The following is a 19,780-nucleotide window of genomic DNA, read 5'->3' as shown; positions in this document are numbered from 1 at the left end:
CGCTGTTCAACTGTGGCCGTGCGGCAGTTGAACAGGCGGTACGAGATCGGGCTGGGGCACTCCGGACGCGCCGTCGGTGTCCTCGGTCGCCTGCTCGGCGAACTGGGTGCGGTACAGGTCGGCGTACAGCCCACCCTGGCTGATCAGCTCCGCGTGGGTTCCGCGCTCACGGATCCGGCCCGCCTCGACCACGAGGATCTGATCGGCCTCGCGGATGGTGGACAGGCGGTGGGCGATCACGAGTGACGTACGGCCGGCCAGCGCGGTCTTCAGAGCTCGCTGGATGGCGGCCTCCGACTCGGAGTCGAGATGGGCGGTGGCCTCGTCGAGGACGACGACGGCCGGCGCCTTCAGCAGCAGCCGGGCGAGGGCGATGCGCTGCTTCTCCCCGCCGGACAGCCGGTAACCCCGGTCGCCGACCACGGTGTCGAGGCCGTCGGGGAGCGCCTGGACGATGTCCCAGATCAGGGCCGCCCGGCACGCCTCCGTCAGGTCCTTCTCGTCGGCGTCGGGCCGGGCGTAGAGCAGGTTGGCGCGCAGTGTGTCGTGGAAGAGGTGCGCGTCCTGGGTGACCACGCCGACGGTGTCCCGCAGCGACTGGAGGGTCAGGTCGCGGATGTCGTGGCCGCCGATGCGCACCCGGCCCTCGTTGGGGTCGTAGAGGCGCGGCACCAGGTGGGTGATGGTGGTCTTGCCCGCTCCTGACGGGCCGACCAGGGCGGTGAGCTTGCCGGCAGGAGCGCGGAAGGTCAGTTCGTCCAGGGTGAGGCCGCTGTCGGCGCGTTCCGGCCTGCGCAGCGCGATGGTCTCCAGGGAGGCGAGGGAGACCTCCTTCGCGACGGGATACCGGAATGAGACATGGTCGAACTCGATGTCGGGCGCGGAATCGGCAACCAGCGCGCGCGCCGTGGGGCTTTGGCTGACGATGGGCTTCAGATCCAGCACCTCAAACACCCGGTCGAAGCTGACCAGGGCGATCAGCGCGGTCGACTGCATGGTCGTCAGCTGGTTGATCGGCACGTACAGGCGGAGCAGCAGCGTCACCATGGCCACCAGGGTGCCGATCTCCAGCGTCCCGTCGATGGTGAGGACGCCTCCGAGGCCGTAGACGAGAGCCGTGGTCACGGCGGCGAGGACGCTGACGATGATGAACAGGAGCCGCCCCCACACTACGCCGACCGCGGCGACGTCCCGCACCCGGGCGGCCTTGCCCGCGAACATCGCCTCCTCGTCCGTCGAGCGGCCGTAGAGCTTGGCGAGCATCGCCCCGGAGACGTTGAAGCGCTCGTTCATCATCGAGCTCATCTCGGCGTCGAGCTGCATCGTCTCCCGGGTGAGCCGTTGCAGGCGGCGGGAGATGAGCCGAACCGGCACGAGGAAGAAAGGAATCATCACCAGCGCGGCGACGGTGATCTGCCACGACAGACAGAACATCGCACCGAGCACGAGGACCAGCGTCAGGAGCGTGGAGACCGACTGGGACAGCAATGTGGTGACCGCTTGCCGGGCACCGACGACGTCGGCGTTGAGCCGGCTGACCAGCGCACCGGTCTGTGCCCGGGTGAAGAAGGCCAGGGGCTGCTCCTGCACATGGGCGAAGACCTGGGTGCGCAGCTCGTAGACGATGCCCTCGCCGACCCGGCCCGAGCACCAGCTCTGGACGTACACCGCCGCGGCGTCGACCAGCGCCAGTCCGGCGACCGCCAGGCACAGCCCCACCACGACTGAACGGTCCCTCGGCTCAATGCCGTCGTCGATGATCATTTTCAATATCAGCGGGGTGGCGACCGCGGTGCCCGCGTTGACGACCGTGGTCAGCATCAGCAGCAGCAGCGACCAGCGGAACTTTTTCGTATACGGGATGATCCGGCGCACCGTACCCGGCCTGACCCGTTGCCGGGTGATCGACTCATCGTCCAGCCGGAGCCCTGCCGGGCCCAGTGCCGGGCCTCCGCCACCCATCATCGACACGGACATCCGCCTCGCTTCTCATGCAGCCGCGCATGGCGCGCCGCCACGTGCTCAGTACTTGTCGAAGAACTCGATGACGGCCGCGTTGACCTCGTTCGGGCGTTCCAGGTAGCCCAGGTGGCCGCAGTCCGGTATCTCCACGAAGTCGCAGCCGGGGATGGCATCGGCCACCTCGGCGACCAGGTGGGGCGGGCTGATCAGGTCGTCGGCGAACGCGATGGCCCTGCATGGCACGGTGATGCCGCCCAGCGCCTCCCGGCGGTCGCCGAGCCGCTCGACGACCGCTGCCTGCCCCGCGACGGTATTCCCGCCACCGACCAGCTCGAAGAGTTCCAGCATCGGACCGACGGCGGCGTCGTCGTTGAGCGTCGCCGGCGAGAACATCTCGGCGACCGCCTTGACCGCCTCGTAGTCGGCGGGCAACCGCACCCCGCTCTCCCGCAGCGCCTTCTCCGCGGCGAGCTGGGCCCGCCGGAAGGTGTCCGACCGGGCCCTGCTGGCGATCAGCACCGCCGAACGGACCAGTTCGGGCGCGGCGAGCGCCAGCTCTTGGGCGACCATGGAGCCCAGCGAGGTTCCCACAAGGTGGCAGGGTCCCAGCTCGAGCCGCTCGATGAGGCCCTTGGTATCGGCCACCAGGTCGGCGAGCGCGTAGTCGCCCCCAGGCGCGTCGGACGGGGGAACGCCCCGGTTGTCGAAGGCGACCGTCTCGTAGCCGGCACGATTCAGGGCCGGTGTCTGGTGCAGGGTCCACACCCGGCCCGAGGCCGAGGACCCCATGATCAGCAGGACGGGCACACCGCTCCCCGACCGCTGGTAGGAGAGCCGGATGCCGTTGGTGCTCACGAATGGCATGACGAGCCCCTTCTCGTAGGGGGCGACACACACGCCCCGCGCGGCGCGGAAGCGGTCCCGGGTGGCCGCTTCGCCGGTGACCTCGTGCCAACTCGGGTGCCAAGACTGGCCGTTGTGCGGGGATCATCCCTGCTGCGCCGCGGCTCACGATGGCATCGCAGCGCTGCGGCGATCAAGCGTCGCCGACCGCGTACACCCGCCCCGCGGGTGTTCAACCGCCGCGGGGACGCAGTTGAGCACACACCGGGCGACACCCTTGCGTCCATGGGTTCGGGGGGAAGTGCAACTGTCACAGATGACATGGACCGCCAGGCCAGGCTCGGTCCGGCGGTTGATCTCGGCCAGGAAGTTCAGCACGGCGAACAGGTCGATGGTGCCGTGCCGCACGTAGTCGAGGCTGCGGCGCCGGTCGCGGAAAGCGCGTCCGCCAAGGGCGCACCGCGGAGCGGTCCGTGTCACACCGCGCGGCGGCCACGGTGTTGTTCCACCCCCCGGGCACGTGCGAGCACGATCCGTGCCAGCTTCGCCAGGCCCTGCGCCGTCGCGCGACGCCTGGCCCGGTTCTCCGACACCAGCCGCTCACCAGCCGCTCGGCCTCGGACAGCACCAGCGGCTCCAGCCTGGGATCACCCACGCAGCCTGGGATCACCCAGGAGCGACCGGTGACGACGGCATCCACGGCTGCACAAGCGGCCTCCGCGCGGGGCGTCACGAAGACCTACGGTGCCGGAGAGACCCGCGTCACGGCCCTCAACGCGGTCGACGTGGACATCCCTGAGCGACGGCGATCACCAGCATCGGCCAGGTCGGCTGTCGGAGCGTGGCGATCACACTCGCCTCGGCCCGGCCTTCTTCGGGCCGGCGGTCTGACCACGCCAACCCGTTCACGATCCCGTGTGCCGTGCCGGTGCGGGTGGGTGTCACGGGGCTTCGCGCCCTGCGGTCAACTGCCGTACTGATGGGTCGAGTTCGGCGTGCAAGGCAGTGATCCCGCCGGCCAGGAAGCGGTCGCGCATCGCGGCGCGCTGGATCTTGCCGCTGGTAGTGCGGTCGACGCTGCCGCGCCGCACCAGCAGGACGTTGCGGACCGGCGCGCCGGTGGCGGCGGTGAGGCGGCGGATGACGGCTGCCGCGGCGGCGCGCAGTTCCTCGGCCGATACGGTCGGGCTGACCTCGTGCACCAGCACGATCCGCTCGTCGGGTGCCTGGACACCGAAGGCGGCGCCGACGAACCTCTCCAGCGCGGGGTGGGCGGCGCGCGCCTCGTGTTCGAGGTCGTGCGGGTAGAAGTTGCGGCCGTGGACGATCATCACCTCCTTGAGCCGACCGGTGATGAACAGTTCGCCGTCCACCAGGGCGCCCAGGTCGCCGGTGCGCAGCCAGCCGGGTTCGGCGTCGTCGGCACCGGCGGGGCGGGCCTGGAAGGAACGGGCGGTGAGGTCGGGTTTGCCCCAGTAGCCGCGGCCGACGCTGTCGCCGCGCAGCCAGATCTCGCCGACCTCGCCGGCGGACAGGGGGCGCAGGGTGGCGGGGTCGACGATGAGGGTGTCGAAGGCCTCGGGGCGTCCGACGCCGGTGATCTCCGTCCCGTGGCCGTCGCGGGCGGGAACCAGCACGGGGTGGTCCGCGTCAGCGAGGCGCTGGGCGTCGACGACCAGGACGGTCGGCGGGAGCGGGATGGGGGTGCCGCTGGCGTAGACGGTGACCTCGGCCATGCCGTAGCCGGCCACGACGGCTTCGGGACGCAGGCCGATCTGCGCGAACCGCTTGGTGAACGAGGCGATGGTGGGGGCATGGATCGGCTCGGAACCGTTGCTCAGGAAGCGCAGCGGTGACAGGTCGAGCCCTTCGAGGTGTTCGTCCTTGATGAGGCGCAGCGCAATGCCGTACGCGAAGTTGGGGGCGGAGCTGGCGGTGGTCCGGAGTTCGCTCATCATCCGGAACCACTCGACGGGCCGGCGGGCGAACACCGTCGGCGGCATCAGGACCGATGTTGCGCCGAAGAAGAGTGCGCCGCTGAGCTGACAGAAGAGACCGAAGTCGTGGTGCAAGGGCATCCAGCTGCCGAACGAGTCGTCACCGTTCAGGCCCATGACGGAGTGCAGGGCCGCGAGGTTCGCCTGGACGTTCCCGTGAGCGAGCATCACGCCCTTCGGCGTGCCGGTGGAGCCGGAGCTGTACTGGAGGACGGCGAGCGAGTCATGGTCGGCGTGGCGGCCGCGGAGCGCCGCTGGGGCTGCCTCACCGGCCGGCACAGGGGCGGCGGCCCGGACGGGGACGCGACCCAGGCCCTGCGCGTGGAAGCGCTCGGCGAGCGTGTCGAGGTCCCCGGCGTCGGCGAACACCAGTCCGGGGGTGCAGTCCGCGGCGATCGCTGCGACGCGCTGGGCGGCGCTGCTGGAGCCGGTCGCCGGCGGGGCGGGCACAGCGGTGACACCGGCCAGCAGGCAGGCGAGGTAGAGCTCGACGAACTCGGTGCCGGTCGGCAGCGCGATGAGGACGCGCTCGCCGGGAACCAGGTGCTGCGCCAGGTCGGCAGCGCGCAGGCCGGCCCGGCGGAAAAGTTCGGCGTAGCTGAGGCTTTCGTGCGCGGCCTCGGCGGAGTCGCGGTAGATGGTGATCGCGGTCTTGTCGGGGTGTTCGGCGACACGCGCGGCGAACGCATCGCCGAGGTTCCGGTAGCCGGTCAGCTCGAAGGCCATTGCTTCCCCTTGGGCTTGGCGCTGCGTCGATCTGGGCGGCGCGCGGACATGCACGGCGGCGCGCGCCGCGCGGCTGAGTGATGTCGTTCTCGACTGTCGGGATCAGGCAGTTCGGCCGTAGCTCTGCCCGCGGTTCCTCGATCCGGTCCAGGCGTCCTGACATCCGGCCTAGCCGAATTCCGTCGGTTCCTGGCGGCACAAATCACTATGCCCCAACCACTGGCGATGGTGCGGGCGTTCAACCCCGGTGCAAGTGATCGGCACGGGTGTTCAACCATCGCCGTGCGCCAGTTGAACGAGGACCGTCGGAGGTGGAGTCGTCCGCTTGGAAGGCGGCGTCGGCGAGGTACGGCGGGTCGCAGCCCGGTGTGTCGGCTCCGGGCCAGGACGCCGGTCAACTGAGCGGCCTGGTGCGCCGGTTCATCGAGCGATCGCGAGTTGTGGACGGCGCTGCCGCACCCTGAAGGGTCGTGGTCCGGCCGCTTCCGACACCGGAGTGCGTGACCGGGCCCGCCGGTGGCCCAGTTGTGCGGCCCAGAGCCCCGCGATCCGTCGGGTCCGCAGGGACGCAGGTCCGCAGGTCCGCAGGTCCGCAGCGGCAAGGTCATCCTGATCTGCGACAAACAACTGTGGCGCCCACAAGACGGCGTCAAGGGCTGAGGGCCCTTCAGGCCGCCGACCGTTCGGCCACCAGGCCGGCCAGGTGAACGGTCAGAGCCGCGACCGTGTCGACGTCCCACACCAGAGTGGGCTCCACGGTCACACCCAACCTGTCCTCGATGTCCCCGCACAACGCGAAGGCGTACACCGACTCCAACCCGTACTCGGCGAGCGAGACACCCGGATCGATCTCCCCCACCGGCGTCTCCAGGTAGTAGGACACCCGCTCCATCAACCACCGTTCGATGTCCTCGCCCGACACTCGCACACCCACTGTCCGATCAGTCATTGCAGTCCCTCTCTCATCTCAGGTATATGATGAAAAGTCAGTCCATAGTCGACGGCCCACGGATGCTCGGGACCGCGAGATGGAGCAGTGCCTGCTCGAACCGGCGCTTCGCGCCGTACGGGCCAGGACTCGCTGTAATGCCGGCCCCCCTGCCGGCGGGGCTGCCTCAGCTGGCCGGGCCGATGGTGCAGCCACGCACGACTGAACGATCCTTGACGATCACACAGCCACCGTTCAACTGCGTTGGCGCGCCGGTTGAACGACGCCGAACAACCGCCCGGGTTACGGCACGGCAGACGCTCCCGGCAGGCGGCCGAACCGAACCGCTGCGTCCAACTGCGGCGCCCCGTAGGTTGAACGGCTCGGCGCCCAACGCCCCAACCACCAAGGAGACATCACCCATGAGCGTTCAGCAGGGCTGGGCACCGCGACGGTTCACGCCCGAGAATACCGGCGTCAGCGCCACCACCCGGGGACTGGTGGAGTACCTCGACCCGGCCACCGTCGGCGAACTGCTGGACCGTCATCAGGCCCTGCTGTTCAGGGGCTTCGGCGTCACCGAGGCGTCCTTGGCGGAGGTGATGCCCGCCCTGCTGCCCGAGCGCCTCGCGTACGTGCACGGCAACACGCCCAGGACCAAGGTCTCCGACAACGTCTACACCTCGACGGAGTACCCGCCCGAGTACGCGATCTCCATGCACAGCGAGCTTTCCTACGCCCACACCTGGCCCTCCCGGCTGCTCTTCTGCTGCGTACAGCCGGCTACCACCGGAGGCGCCACTCCGCTGCTGGACGGCGCCTCCTGGCTGGCGGCACTCGACGAAAGGATCCGCGCGGATTTCAGCGGCGGTGTCTGCTACCGGCAGTACCTGCACGGTGGCAGAGGCTTCGGCAAGAGCTGGCAGGCGACGTTCGAGACGGACGACCGGGCGGAGGTCGAGAAGCTGCTGGCCGAGGCGGGCGTGAGCTGGGAGTGGACCGCCGGCAATGCGCTGCGGACGCGTCAGGTCCGGCCCTCGACGCTCCGGCACCCGATCTCCGGTGAGGAGGTCTGGTTCAACCAGGCCGACCAGTGGCACCCCGCGACGCTGGGCGAGGAGACCATGCGCGAGCTCGCGGCCATCGTCCCCGCGGACGAGCTGCCGCAGTCGGTGACCTTCGCCGATGGCTCCCCCATCCCCGACGAGTACGTGCTCGAGATCCGCGAGAAGGGACTGGCGCTGGCCGTTGACGTCGACTGGCGGCAGGGCGACGTCCTGGTCGTCGACAACGTCGCCGTCGCGCACGGGCGCAGGGCGTTCGCCGGAAGCCGCCGGGTCCTGGTCGCCATGTCGCGCTGAGAGCACCGGGCAGAACGCGGCAGCCCTGGTCCGCAGCCGGTCGACCAGGGCTCCCCGGTTCGGTCGGTGGCGACCGGGGCGTCACTCGGGCGGCGGGACGATCTTCGCCTCATGGGTGGCGATGGCGAGCTGCACCCGGTCGCGTGCATCGAGCTTGACGAGCAGGCGCGCCACATCAGGACCTCGAGCTCTGAGGGGTTACGCAGTTTCCGGACAGGCACCCACCAATGGGGTTGTCCTGAACAAGGCAACGAGCAAGAATCGACGCTACCCAGTAAGTACTCGCCGGAGTTCCGCGAGGAAGTCGCCCGGGAGCTTGAGCTGAACTCGGAGATGCTCCGCGGCTGGGTGAAGAAGTACCAGAAGCAGCGGAACCGGCCCCTGACGGTGAACGGGCGGGAGCGCCTAAAAGGAACTCGAACGATGTGGCCGTGAGCTGGAGATGGAAGTCACCTTGCTGAAAAAAGGCCGCAGCACTTCGCTCATACGCGAACTGGGCCTGGTGCCCTGCCTGCCACGGTCCCGGTGACATTGCCTTGGGAATCGCTGTGTGAAGTTGAACGCCTTAACGTGGCGCAACCGATCCTCCTACCATTGGGACGACAACCGGTCCAAGGAAATGGAAGGACCTGATCCAATGTCACATACGCTGGAATTGCAGGTCGTCGACGGCAAGCCGGCCATAACGCAGGTCGCCGGTCTCACCGGGATGACACAGGTCCGCGCGTGGCTCGAGGATGTCCGTTCACAACTGTCCGCGGCTCTGCGGGAATACGGCGCGATCTACCTGCGTGGTCTGCCGATGGCTACCATCGAGGACTTCGCACAGATCCGAGACATGCTCATCAGCGAGCGGACGCCGTACCGGGAGAAGACCACTCCCCGCAGCCGGCTCGGCGACGATGTCTTCTCTTCGACGGACCTCCCGGCCGCCCAGTCGATCCGGATGCACAACGAGAACAGCTACACGCTGACCTTCCCCGGCCGGTTGTTGTTCGGCTGCCTGATCGCACCGTCGCAGGGCGGGGCGACACCCGTCGCGGACTGCCGAAAGGTCCTCGAGGCGCTCCCCGATCAGGTGATCCAGAAGATCCGGACCGCCGGGTGGCGACTCTCGCGCAGCTACTCCGAGCACATTTCCACAGACTGGCAGACCGCGTTCGCCACCGATGACGTGGACGAGGTCGCACGCTACTGCGCGGACAACCTCATCGGCCACCAGTGGTACGACGACGGCACCCTGAAGACGAGCCAGATCCGTCCCGGCATCATCACCCACCCGTCGAGTGGTGAGGAGGTGTGGTTCAACCACCTGCTCTTCTGGAACGAGTGGGCGCTGGAAGAGGACCTGCGGGAGGCGCTGGTCGATGAGTTCGGACGCGACGGTCTTCCGTTCAACACCGAGTTCGGTGACGGGGCCGCGCTGAGCAACGAGGACCTCCAGGCCATCCAGGCGGCCTATGACGCGGCCACGGTGCGCGAGACCTGGCGGCCGGGCGACGTGATGCTGGTCGACAACATCCTGACCGCGCACGGCCGGGATCCGTTCCGCGGCGACCGGAGGATCGTGGTGGCCATGGGCGACCCGGTCGAGCTCTCCGAGTGCCGGCCGACCGTCGAGCCCGCGCCCGCGTTCGCCTGAACCTGAGCGACGCCGTCAGACCGGGTCGATCCGGTGGCCGCGCCATGCCCCATTCCTGTGCACAAGGAGCCCGTTCCCGTGACTGACCTCGCCCAAAAGCCGGTTGACCTGGTAGCACGCTTCCGTGCTACCGCACTGCACGCACCGGACCGGATCGCCGTACGGGGCGCCGACGGTGAGCTCACCTTCGCCGAGCTGGACCGGCGGACCGCACAGCTCGCCGGCGCGCTGGCCACCCGTGGCATCGGCGCCGGCGACCTGGTCGGGGTCAGCCTGCCGCGCAGCACCCAGCTGGTCGTGTCGCTGCTCGCGGTGTGGCGGGCGGGTGCGGCCTACCTCCCGCTGGACCCCCGCTATCCGGTGGACCGCCTGGAGTTCATGGCCAAGGACGCCGACATCCGGGTACTGCTGGGCGCCCCCGACCACGTCCTGGGGGCATCCGGCCTCGACGTCGTCGATCCGGACTCCGCGACCGGCGCCCCTGAAGCCGCCGGCTCGGAGCCGGTGGCCGCCAATCCGCTCGACCCGGCGTACGTGATCTACACCTCGGGCTCAACCGGTCGGCCCAAGGGCGTTCAGGTCGGACGGGGATCTGTCGCAAACCTGGTCACGGCCCTGGAGCGGGCCGGCGTATACGCCGAAGAGCCGCGGGTCGTCGGCTGGAACGCCAGTGTCTCCTTCGATGCCTCGGTGAAGCAGTGGGCGCGGATCTGCCGCGGCGACACCATCGCCATCCTCGACGAGGACCAACGCACCGATCCCGTCCAGCTCCGGGCCCTGCTCGACGCGTACGGCATCCAGGACCTCGACCTCACCCCCTCCCACTGGGAGCTGGTGCGGACCTGCCTGCTGGACAGCAGTGCCGACGGCCCGCTGCCGCGTCTGTTCATGGGCGGGGAGCCGGTGCCGGAGCGGACCTGGCAGGAGATGTCCAAGGCGACCGCGAACGGGCTGCTCGAAGCGGTGAACCTCTACGGTCCGACCGAGTGCACCGTGGACGCCACCAGTGCTTGGATCACCGGTGGGGGGGCGCACATCGGCCACCCGCTGCCGGGCACCCGGGCGTACGTGGTCGGCGACGACCTCCGGCAGGTGACCGCTCCCGGTGAGACGGGCGAGCTGTACTTGGCAGGCGAGGGCCTGGCCCTGGGCTACCTCAACCGGCCGGCCCTGACCGCCGAGCGCTTCGTCGCCGACCCGTTCGCGGCGAACGGCAACGGGTCCTTCCTGCCCGGCGGCGGGCAAGGAGGGAGGATGTACCGCACCGGAGACCAGGTCCGCCTGCGAGCCGACGGTTCGCTGGACTTCATCGGCCGGATCGACCGCCAGGTCAAGATCCGCGGCTACCGGATCGAACTCAGCGAGGTCGAGGCCGCGGTCTCCTCGCACCCCCGGGTGACCACCGCCGTGCTCACCGGCTACCGGGACTCCGCGCTCGGTGACAAGTTGGTGGCCTACTGCGTCCTCGACGGGCCGCCGACCGGCGTGGAGTTGCGTGACCACTGCGCGGCAGTGCTCCCCGAGTTCATGGTCCCTTCGGTCTTCGTGACGGTCGACGCCATTCCGCTGACCGTCAACGGCAAGGTCGACTGGGAGGCACTGCCGGCGCCGCATGCGGCACCCGCCGAGCAGTTCGTCGAGCCCCGGGGAACGGTCGAGGAGTTGCTCGCCGAGGTCTGGTCGGAGGTCCTGGGCCGGGACCGGATCAGCGCCGACGACAACTTCTTCGCCCTGGGCGGCCACTCGTTCGTCGCGCTGCGCGTCATCAGCCGGCTGAAGCGCGAGCTCGGCCTCACCGTGCGGACCAAAGAGGTGTACCAGCACCCGCAGTTGCGCGAACTGGCCGGGTACGTCGAGGCCAAGCTTGCCGCAGCACCTGAGACCTCCTGACCCATCACATCACAAGGATTCCCGCCCATGGCTACCGCCCAGGACCTCATCGTCGTCCGATCCCGCCGAACCGAGAACGCCGCCCGCACCCTGATCTGCCTCGGCTTCTGCGGCGGCGGCACCGGGCAGTACCATCAGTGGGGCGGCATGCTCCCGGCGGACGTCGACCTCGCCGCCATCTGCTACCCGGGCCGGGAAGGCCGCTTCATGGAGGACTTCGCCCAGACCTGGGACGCCCTCGCCGACGACACGACCCAGGCCGTGCTCTCCGCTGCGGCCGAGGGCCCCTATGTGCTCCTCGGTCACAGCATGGGCGGCTGGATGGCCTTCGACGTCACCGTGCGCATCGAGCGGCTCGGCGGCCCCGCGGCCGAGGCGCTCGTGGTGTCCTCCGCCAACGCGGCCCACCGCGGGCTGACCGCCCAGGACGGGTCCCCGACTCAGCAGGACAGCGACGAGCAGCTGCTCGGCTGGATGACCATGCACGGGATGCTGCCCGAGCACGTCGTCAACGACCCGGACCTGCGGGAACTCGCGGTCGAGCTGATGCGGGCCGACATCCGGGTCCGGGACACCTTCCACTACGTTCCCGGCTCGAAGGTCAGTGTGCCGCTGCAGGTCCTGACCGGCGAGACGGACACGGTGATCGAGCCCAACGCCGGCGAGTACTGGCGGGACCTCGCGACCGGTGACTTCCGGCACGACGTCCTGCCCGGCGGCCACTTCTACACGCCGGAGGTCTGGAGGCGGATTCCGACCTACATCCCGGCCCTCTCCGGGGCGTTCAGCTCCCGCTGACGCCCCCCGGGGGCTCTCCGACCAACAGCGCGGGGGCCGAGGCTGTATCACAGCCTCGGCCGCCGCGCTTCCGCGTTCCCGCCGGTCCCGAGCCCGCGCTGTCCGACGGCCGCGACCTGGGCTCTGGCTCGGGCATGACCAGGCTCGTCCCGGACCAGAGCCCAAGCCCACCGCGGGGGCATTGCCGCACCAGCGCCCCACGCCGAGTAGCCGAGGGGAATCTCACCCCCGGCTCTCACAGAGTGGAATAGGCCGCCGACGAGGTGCCCCGGTGGGGTCGGTCCTTTTCCGACGGCCCCTTCCCGAACGGGACGGGCCGGCTTCCCGGCATCCCGCTCTCCTGTGGGTCAGCTCCTTTCGCTTCGCGCCGGCCATGACCGGCCGCCTGTCGGTGAGGACTGCAAGGGGAAACGGGACGGCCGCCACCCGCGGTGCGGATGACGGCCCTTCCCTTCGCCGGCGGCGTGCCTACCGCTGCGCCCGGAGGAGACCGCTACGACCGGCCCGAGCCCAGCCACCCCTCGACGGCGGCCCACACCTGGCCCAGCGTGTGAGGCCGCATCATGTCGGCGTGTGCGAAGGGAAGGCTCACCTCGGTGATCTCCCCAGAGATGTACGGTTCCCACCGCTGCGCCCACGGCACATCGGTCTCCTTGCCCTCCGCCGCGACCACCACCAGGGCATTCCCGTCGAACCGACCGGTCCGGTGCTCCACCCGCAGCCGGCTGTTGTTCTCAAAGACGTGCAGGACGCGGCTCAGCTCCTCGTCCGAGATCCCGCCGAGGACAGCGCCCATATCCGCCCGGAGCTCCCGGAGTCTCTGGGCGCGCACGTCGTTCTCGTCGGACGCCGACGAGCTCGCCGGGTCGTCGGACCGGTCCGCCTCCCCGGCGTTGCGGGATGCCTCGCCGACCGCGGCGGGATCCGTGTCCTGCTCCGCCGGGAAGGTGTCCAGAATGACGAGCGCGGCCACCTGCTCACCCGCAGCCTGAAGTTGCACCGCGATCTCATGCGCCAGCGTCCCCCCGAAGGAGTAACCCATTAGATGGTAGGGGCCGTTCGGCTGCACGGAACGAATCTGCTCAATGTAGGCCGCAGCCATCTCCACGGCGCGGGTTGCGAGTTCACTTGTGCCGTCGAGCCCGTCGGCCTGCAGCCCGTAGAGCGGATACTCCTGCGGGATGTACCGGGCCAGCGGCAGGTAGCACCAGCTCGACCCGCTTCCGGGATGCACGAAGAAGAACGGCGACTTGCTGCCGCTCGACCGGATGGAAAGCATGCCGCCGAGCGCGTCCTTGATCGACGACAAGGACAGCCTGCTGAGCAGCCGCGCCACAGTCGGGTTGGTGATCAGGTCGCGCACGGTCACCGACAAACCACGCGTCCGCAGCTCCTCCGCCAGCGACACCGCCAGCAGCGAGTGGCCGCCCAGGGCGAAGAAGTCGTCGTCGAGCCCGACGCTCTCCAACCCCAGCACCTTCGCGAACGCCTCGCACATGGTCTGTTCGAGGGCACTGAGCGAGCCGGCGCCGTCGGGAGCCTTCGCACTCACGGCATACTGCGGGGCGGGCAGGGCCTTGCGGTCCAGCTTGCCGTTGACTGTCAGCGGCAGCGCGTCCATGACCACGACCGCGGCCGGGACCATGTACTGCGGCAACCACTCGGCCGCGAACGCAGCCACCCCGGCAGCCAGTTCCTCGCCCGAACCCTCAACGGCCGGCACCACATAGGCCACCAGACGCTTGTCACCCGGCACGTCCTCACGCACCACCACCGCCGCCCGCGCGACCTGCGGGTGCCCGACCACCACCGACTCGACCTCACCCGGCTCGATCCGGAAACCACGGATCTTCACCTGCTCGTCCGCACGACCCGCGAACACCAGCTCACCGTCGGCGTTCCACCGCGCCCGGTCACCCGTGCGGTACAGCCGGCCACCCGCGGGCCCGTACGGATCGGCCACGAACCGCTCGGCCGTCAAACCGGGACGTCCCAGGTACCCGCGGGCCAACTGCACACCCGCGATGTACAACTCACCCGCCACACCAACCGGCACCGGCTGCAGGAACCCATCCAGCACATACAGACGCGTGTTGGCGATCGGACGACCGATCGGCACCGTATCGCCAATGTCCTGGCCCGCGGTGAGCTCGAGGACGCAGCAACCCACCACCGTCTCGGTCGGCCCGTACTCGTTCACCACCACCGAACCCGGAGCCCGCGCCAACCACGCCCGCACATGCGCTCCGTGCAGCGCCTCACCGCCCACCACCAGACGACGCGTCGAATCCGCAGCCTGCTCGTCCGACACCAACTCTGCCAGCAGCGGCAGATGGCCCGGGACCGCCTTCACCAGCCCGAACCCACCCCGGGAACGGAGCAGTTCAGCCAGACCTTCCGCACCACCAGCCATACTCGCCACCACCGCCGATCCCGACAGCAACGGCACCACCACACTCGTCACCGTCAAATCGAACGACAACGACGAATGCAACGGCGCACCACCACCCCCCTCCATCCCATACGCCCCAACCGCCCACCGCACATAGTTCGCCAGCCCACCATGCGTGACCGCCACACCCTTCGGCCGCCCCGTCGACCCCGACGTATAGATCACATACGCCAACTGCCCAGGTCTCACCTCGATCTCAGGAGCCGTCACGGGCTGCTCCGCCAGAGCCCCCACCACCAACGGCTCATCCACCGCGATCGCGCGAACCGGCCCCACCGACAGCTCGTCCAGCACCTCCTTCACACTCACCAGCACCGACGCATCGCTGTCCCGCAGCATGAACGCCAACCGCTCCGCCGGATACTCGGGATCCAACGGCACATATGCCGCCCCTGCCTTCCACACCCCCACCACCGCGACGACCATCTCCACACCACGCGGCAGACACAACCCCACCAACGACTCCGCACCCACACCCTGCAACCGCAGGTAGTGCGCCAACCGGTTCGCCCGCGCGTCCAACTCCGCATACGACAGCTCGACACCCTCGGACACGACCGCCACCGCATCCGGCGTCCGCTCAACCTGCGCCGCGAACAACCCCGGCAACGTCAACGACGCCACCTCGACCTCGACCGCCGTGTCGTTCCACTCCTCCAGGAGCAGGCGGCGCTCATCCGCCCCCAGCACATCCACCGCCGACAGTCGCGTCTGCGGCTCGGCGACAACCGTCTCGACGACCCGCAGCAGCCAACCCGCGAAACGCTCCGCCGTCCCCGCATCGAACAGATCCGCAGCCGCGATCAACCTCCCCCGGACGCCCGCCGGCTTGCCCTGCGCGTCAAAGACCTCCCCCACACTCACTTCCAGGTCGAACTTCGCGGCCGGTGCACCCGCGGCAAGCGCCCCAAGCCGCAGCCCAGGCAACTCCAACGCCGCCGAAGCCGTGTTCTGCACCGTGAGCATGACCTGGAAGAGCGGGTGACGCGCCATCGACCGGACCGGCGACAGCTCCTCCACGAGCTTCTCGAACGGCACATCCTGATGATCGAACGCGCGCAGGCTGGTCTCCCGCACCCGCTCCAGCACCTCGTCGAAGGTCGGGTCACCGGACAGGTCGGTCCGGATCACCAGGGTGTTGACGAAGAACCCGACCAGGTTGTTGAGCGCCTCATCGGTGCGCCCGGCGATCGCGGAACCGATCGGGATGTCCGTGCCCGCGCCGATCCGGTTCAGGGTGACCGCCAAGGCCGCCTGCAGCACCATGAACAGGGTCGCCCCCCGCTCCCGGGCCAGCGCCGCCAGTCGCTGGTGCGTCTGCGCGGAGACGGCCAGCTCCACACTCTCACCGCGGTGTGAAGCCGTCGCCGGGCGTTGGCGGTCCACCGGCAGCTCCAACTCCTCCGGCACCCCCGCCAGCGCCTCGCGCCAGTACGCCACCTGTCCGGACAGCACACTGCCCGGATCGTCCTCCCGCCCGAGCACCTCCCGCTGCCACAACGCATAGTCCGCGTACTGCACCGGCAGCGCCGCCCAGTCGGGCATCCGGCCCTCCAGCCGAGCGGTGTACGCCATGGAGATGTCCCGCGCCAGCGCACCGGTCGACCAGCCGTCACTGGCGATGTGGTGCACCAGCACCACCAGCACATGCTCCTGCGGTGCCACCGCGAACACCGTCGCCCTCAGCGGAATCTGCACGGCCAGATCAAACAGGTGGCCAGAGGCCTCGGCCACCGCCGCATCCAGCCCGTCCGGCTCGACCACCACGACCGGCATCTCGAAGCCGCACTCCTCCAGCGACAGCACCCGCTGGAACGGCCCACCATCCACCACCGGGAACACCGTGCGCAGCACCTCGTGCCGCCCGATCACGTCCCGCAGCGCCTCCGCCAGGGCCTCCCGGTCCAACTCCCCGGTCAGCCGCAGCGCCATCGGAATGTTGTAGGTCGCACTCGGACCCTCCAACTGCCCCAGGAACCACAGCCGACGCTGCGCGAAGGACAGCGGCACCCGCTCCGGACGCACCACCGGCTGCAACGCCGCACGGCCCGCGCCGGCCTCACCCATCCACGCCGCGACCGCGGCCGGCGTCGGACGCTCGAACAGCACCCGCAACGGCAGCTCCACACTCAGCACCGCACGCACCCGGCTCACCAACCGCATCGCCAACAGCGAATGACCACCCAGCGCGAAGAAGTCATCCTCCACACCGACCCGGTCAAGTCCCAGCACCTGCGCGAACGCCTGGCACAGCAGCTCCTCCTGCACCGTCGCCGGTGCCCGGCCCGCGCCGGCCAGACCCGTGTAGTCCGGAGCGGGCAGGGCCTTGCGGTCCACCTTGCCGTTGACGGTCAGCGGCAGCGCGTCCATGACCACGACCGCGGCCGGGACCATGTACTGCGGCAACCACTCGGCCGCGAACGCAGCCACCCCGGCAGCCAGTTCCTCGCCCGAACCCTCAACGGCCGGCACCACATAGGCCACCAGACGCTTGTCACCCGGCACGTCCTCACGCACCACCACCGCCGCCCGCGCGACCTGCGGGTGCCCGACCACCACCGACTCGACCTCACCCGGCTCGATCCGGAAACCACGGATCTTCACCTGCTCGTCCGCACGACCCGCGAACACCAGCTCACCGTCGGCGTTCCACCGCGCCCGGTCACCCGTGCGGTACAGCCGGCCACCCGCCGGCCCGTACGGATCGGCCACGAACCGCTCGGCCGTCAAACCGGGACGTCCCAGGTAACCGCGGGCCAGCCCCGCGCCCGCCACATACAGCTCACCAGCCACACCCACCGGCACCGGGCGCAGCGCGGCGTCCAGCACGTAGGCGCGCATGTTGTCGAGCGGGCGCCCGATCGGCAGCGCGCCCTCCCCGTCGACCGCGGTGTGCGTGGCAGCGAACGTGGTGGCCTCGGTCGGCCCGTACCCGTTCACCACCACGATGTCCGGGCAGGCCGCCCGCACCCGGGCAACGGCCACCGGCGACAGCACGTCACCACCGGCCCACACCTCACGCACCCCGGCCAGACACCCCGGGTCCTTCTCCACCACCACGGCGAACAGCCCCGCTGTCAGCCACAGCGCCGTGACCCCGAACGAGGAGACCACCTCGGCGAGCGAGACCGCCGTGACATCACCGGCCGGCATCACGACCACCCGGTTGCCGGTCAGCAGCGGGACCCACAGCTCCATGGTCGACGCGTCGAAGGAGTGCGGCGAGTGCAGCAGCACCCGCTCCATCGCCGCGCCCGCGAACCGCCGGTCCCGCGCCAGCGCCGCCACGTCCGCATGCGTCACCGCCACGCCCTTGGGGCGACCGGTCGAGCCGGAGGTGTACATCACATACGCCAACTGGCGCGCGGAGCACGAAACGTCGACCGGCTCGGCAGTCGTCGCGTCGACCGTCAGCATGGTCAGGCCCAACTCCTCGGCCTGCTCCCGCAGTCCAGCATCGGTGAGCACCACCTTCGCGCCCGTCTCGGACACGATCGCCTGCCGATGCGCCAACGGGTAACGGCTGTCCAGCGGCACATAGCACCCGCCCGCCTTCACCACACCCAGCAGCGCCACCACCAGATCCGTCGAGCGCTCCATCAGCACCGCGACACCCGACTCCGCGCGCACGCCGTGCTCAACCAGCCGCCGCGCCACAGCATTCGCCCGCGCATCCAGCTCCGCATACGTCAGCTCGACACCCTCGGACACGACCGCCACCGCATCCGGCGTCCGCTCAACCTGCGCCGCGAACAACCCCGGCAACGTCAACGACGCCGCCTCGACCTCGACCGCCGTGTCGTTCCAGCCCGTCAGGACGAGCTCGCGCTCCTCCTCGGCCAGCAACTCGACGTCAATGATCGGGCGTTCCGGTGCCGCCAGCAGCTCCCGCAGTACCCGGACGAAGCCGTTGCCGATCCGCTCGGCGGTGTGCTCGTCGAACAGGTCCCGGGCGAAGACGACGCTGGCCGTCAGGCCGGCGGGGGCGCCGGCCGTGCCGGACTTCTCGCTGAAGGTGAAGTTGAGGTCGAACTTGGCCGGGGCCGGCCTGCCGGCCACCGACTTGGCGGTGAGTCCCGGGAGGTCCAGCACGGGCTGGGCGTTGTTCTGCAGGGAGAGCATCACCTGGAAGAGTGGGTGACGGGCCATCGACCGGACCGGCGACAACTCCTCCACCAGCCGCTCGAACGGCACATCCTGATGCTCGAACGCGCGCAGGCTGCTCTCACGCACCCGCTCCAGCAGCTCGACGAAGCTCGGCGCGCCGGCCACGTCGGTGCGCAGCACCAGGGTGTTGACGAAGAAGCCCACCAGGTCGTTGAGGCCCTCGTCCATCCGGCCGGCGACCGCGGTGCCGATCGGAATGTCGGTGCCGGCGCCGAACCCGGACAGCAGCACGGCGAGCGCCGCCTGCAGCACCATGAACGGGGTGCAGCCCTTGGCGCGGGCCAGTTCGGTGATCCCCCGGTGGAGTTCAGCGGGGACCTGGAACTCCACGGTGCCGCCGCGGTGGCTGGCCACGGGCGGGCGGGGCCGATCGAAGGGCAGCGCGAGCTCCTCGGGCAGCTCGGCCAGCGCCTTCCGCCAGTAGGCCAGTTGCTCGTTGAGCAGACTCTCCGGGTCGTCCTCCTCGCCGAGCAGCTCGCGCTGCCAGAGCGCGTAGTCGGCGTACTGGCCGGGCAGTTCGTCCCAGTCGGGCGCGGTGCCGACCAGGCGGGCCCGGTAGGCACTGGATACGTCACGGGCGAGCGGGCCCATCGACCAGCCGTCACCGGCGATGTGGTGCACCACCAGCAGCAGCACGTGCTCGGCCTCGCCGCGCGAGAACAGCCAGGCTCGCAGCGGGAGTTCCTCGGCGAGGCGGAAGACGCAGCAAGCGGCGTCGGCCAGTGCGGCGGTCAACTCCGTCTCGGTCATGGCGGTGGCGTCGACCACGGTCAGCAGCGAGCCCACCGACTCGGCGTCCCGGATGTTCTGCCAGGGCTGCCCGTCGACCGCCGGGAACACTGTCCTCAGCACCTCGTGGCGGGTCACCACGTCGCGCAGGGCGCCGTCCAGCGCCGCGATGTCGAGGGTGCCGGTGAGCCGCAGGCCCTGCGGGATGTTGTAGGTGGCGTTCGGGCCCTCCAGCTCGTTCAGGAACCAGAGCCGCTGCTGGGCGAAGGAAACCGGGATCATCGT

At 69.8% G+C, this 19,780-nt stretch carries 9 protein-coding genes; 4 read left to right on the top strand and 5 right to left on the bottom strand.

Annotated elements, in window-relative coordinates; translation table 11 throughout:
- Positions 1 to 6: 6 nt before the first annotated feature.
- From ACZ404_RS15350 to ACZ404_RS15335, 4 genes are all read right to left on the bottom strand, one after another.
- The gene (locus ACZ404_RS15350; protein ID WP_468439885.1) at positions 7 to 1,977 is read right to left on the bottom strand and encodes an ABC transporter ATP-binding protein; all 1,971 of its coding nucleotides are present in this window, start codon (positions 1,975 to 1,977) and stop codon (positions 7 to 9) included.
- Positions 1,978 to 2,022: 45 nt separating this feature from the next.
- Positions 2,023 to 2,826: an alpha/beta fold hydrolase gene (locus ACZ404_RS15345; protein WP_468439883.1), complete on the bottom strand. Its 804-nt coding sequence runs from the start codon at positions 2,824 to 2,826 to the stop codon at positions 2,023 to 2,025.
- Positions 2,827 to 3,746: 920 nt separating this feature from the next.
- Entirely contained in the window at positions 3,747 to 5,528 is a 1,782-nt protein-coding gene (locus ACZ404_RS15340; RefSeq protein WP_468439881.1) for a fatty acyl-AMP ligase, read from the bottom strand.
- A gap of 667 nt (positions 5,529 to 6,195) precedes the next feature.
- A complete protein-coding gene (locus tag ACZ404_RS15335; protein ID WP_468439879.1) occupies positions 6,196 to 6,477 on the bottom strand; it encodes an acyl carrier protein in 282 nt (93 codons plus the stop codon).
- A gap of 401 nt (positions 6,478 to 6,878) precedes the next feature.
- On the opposite strand from ACZ404_RS15335, the gene ACZ404_RS15330 reads away from it, so the two are divergent.
- From ACZ404_RS15330 to ACZ404_RS15315, 4 genes are all read left to right on the top strand, one after another.
- Positions 6,879 to 7,817: a TauD/TfdA family dioxygenase gene (locus ACZ404_RS15330; RefSeq protein ID WP_468439877.1), complete on the top strand. Its 939-nt coding sequence runs from the start codon at positions 6,879 to 6,881 to the stop codon at positions 7,815 to 7,817.
- A gap of 637 nt (positions 7,818 to 8,454) precedes the next feature.
- Entirely contained in the window at positions 8,455 to 9,459 is a 1,005-nt protein-coding gene (locus ACZ404_RS15325) for a TauD/TfdA family dioxygenase (RefSeq protein ID WP_468440571.1), read from the top strand.
- 78 nt (positions 9,460 to 9,537) lie between these two features.
- Entirely contained in the window at positions 9,538 to 11,349 is a 1,812-nt protein-coding gene (locus tag ACZ404_RS15320) for a non-ribosomal peptide synthetase (RefSeq protein WP_468439875.1), read from the top strand.
- A 27-nt stretch (positions 11,350 to 11,376) separates the two neighbouring features.
- Positions 11,377 to 12,147, top strand: a complete 771-nt coding sequence (locus tag ACZ404_RS15315; RefSeq protein WP_468439874.1) for a thioesterase II family protein — start codon at positions 11,377 to 11,379, stop codon at positions 12,145 to 12,147.
- 493 nt (positions 12,148 to 12,640) lie between these two features.
- On the opposite strand, the gene ACZ404_RS15310 is transcribed toward ACZ404_RS15315, so the two are convergent.
- Positions 12,641 to 19,777 carry an amino acid adenylation domain-containing protein gene (locus ACZ404_RS15310; RefSeq protein WP_468439872.1) on the bottom strand — a complete coding sequence of 2,379 codons (7,137 nt, stop codon included), beginning with the start codon at positions 19,775 to 19,777 and terminating at the stop codon, positions 12,641 to 12,643.
- Positions 19,778 to 19,780 lie beyond the last annotated feature (3 nt).

The sequence above is a fragment of the Streptomyces sp. NPDC030798 genome, from assembly GCF_055572275.1.
This window is presented reverse-complemented; position numbering and strand designations above follow the sequence as displayed.

Bases quoted from the DNA above. Each gene is read 5' to 3' on its own strand.
- ACZ404_RS15350 (WP_468439885.1), bottom strand. From the start codon at position 1,977: ATGTCCGTGTCGATGATGGGTGGCGGAGGCCCGGCACTGGGCCCGGCA.
- ACZ404_RS15345 (WP_468439883.1), bottom strand. From the start codon at position 2,826: ATGCCATTCGTGAGCACCAACGGCATCCGGCTCTCCTACCAGCGGTCG.
- ACZ404_RS15340 (WP_468439881.1), bottom strand. From the start codon at position 5,528: ATGGCCTTCGAGCTGACCGGCTACCGGAACCTCGGCGATGCGTTCGCC.
- ACZ404_RS15335 (WP_468439879.1), bottom strand. From the start codon at position 6,477: ATGACTGATCGGACAGTGGGTGTGCGAGTGTCGGGCGAGGACATCGAA.
- ACZ404_RS15330 (WP_468439877.1), top strand. From the start codon at position 6,879: ATGAGCGTTCAGCAGGGCTGGGCACCGCGACGGTTCACGCCCGAGAAT.
- ACZ404_RS15325 (WP_468440571.1), top strand. From the start codon at position 8,455: ATGTCACATACGCTGGAATTGCAGGTCGTCGACGGCAAGCCGGCCATA.
- ACZ404_RS15315 (WP_468439874.1), top strand. From the start codon at position 11,377: ATGGCTACCGCCCAGGACCTCATCGTCGTCCGATCCCGCCGAACCGAG.
- ACZ404_RS15310 (WP_468439872.1), bottom strand. From the start codon at position 19,777: ATGATCCCGGTTTCCTTCGCCCAGCAGCGGCTCTGGTTCCTGAACGAG.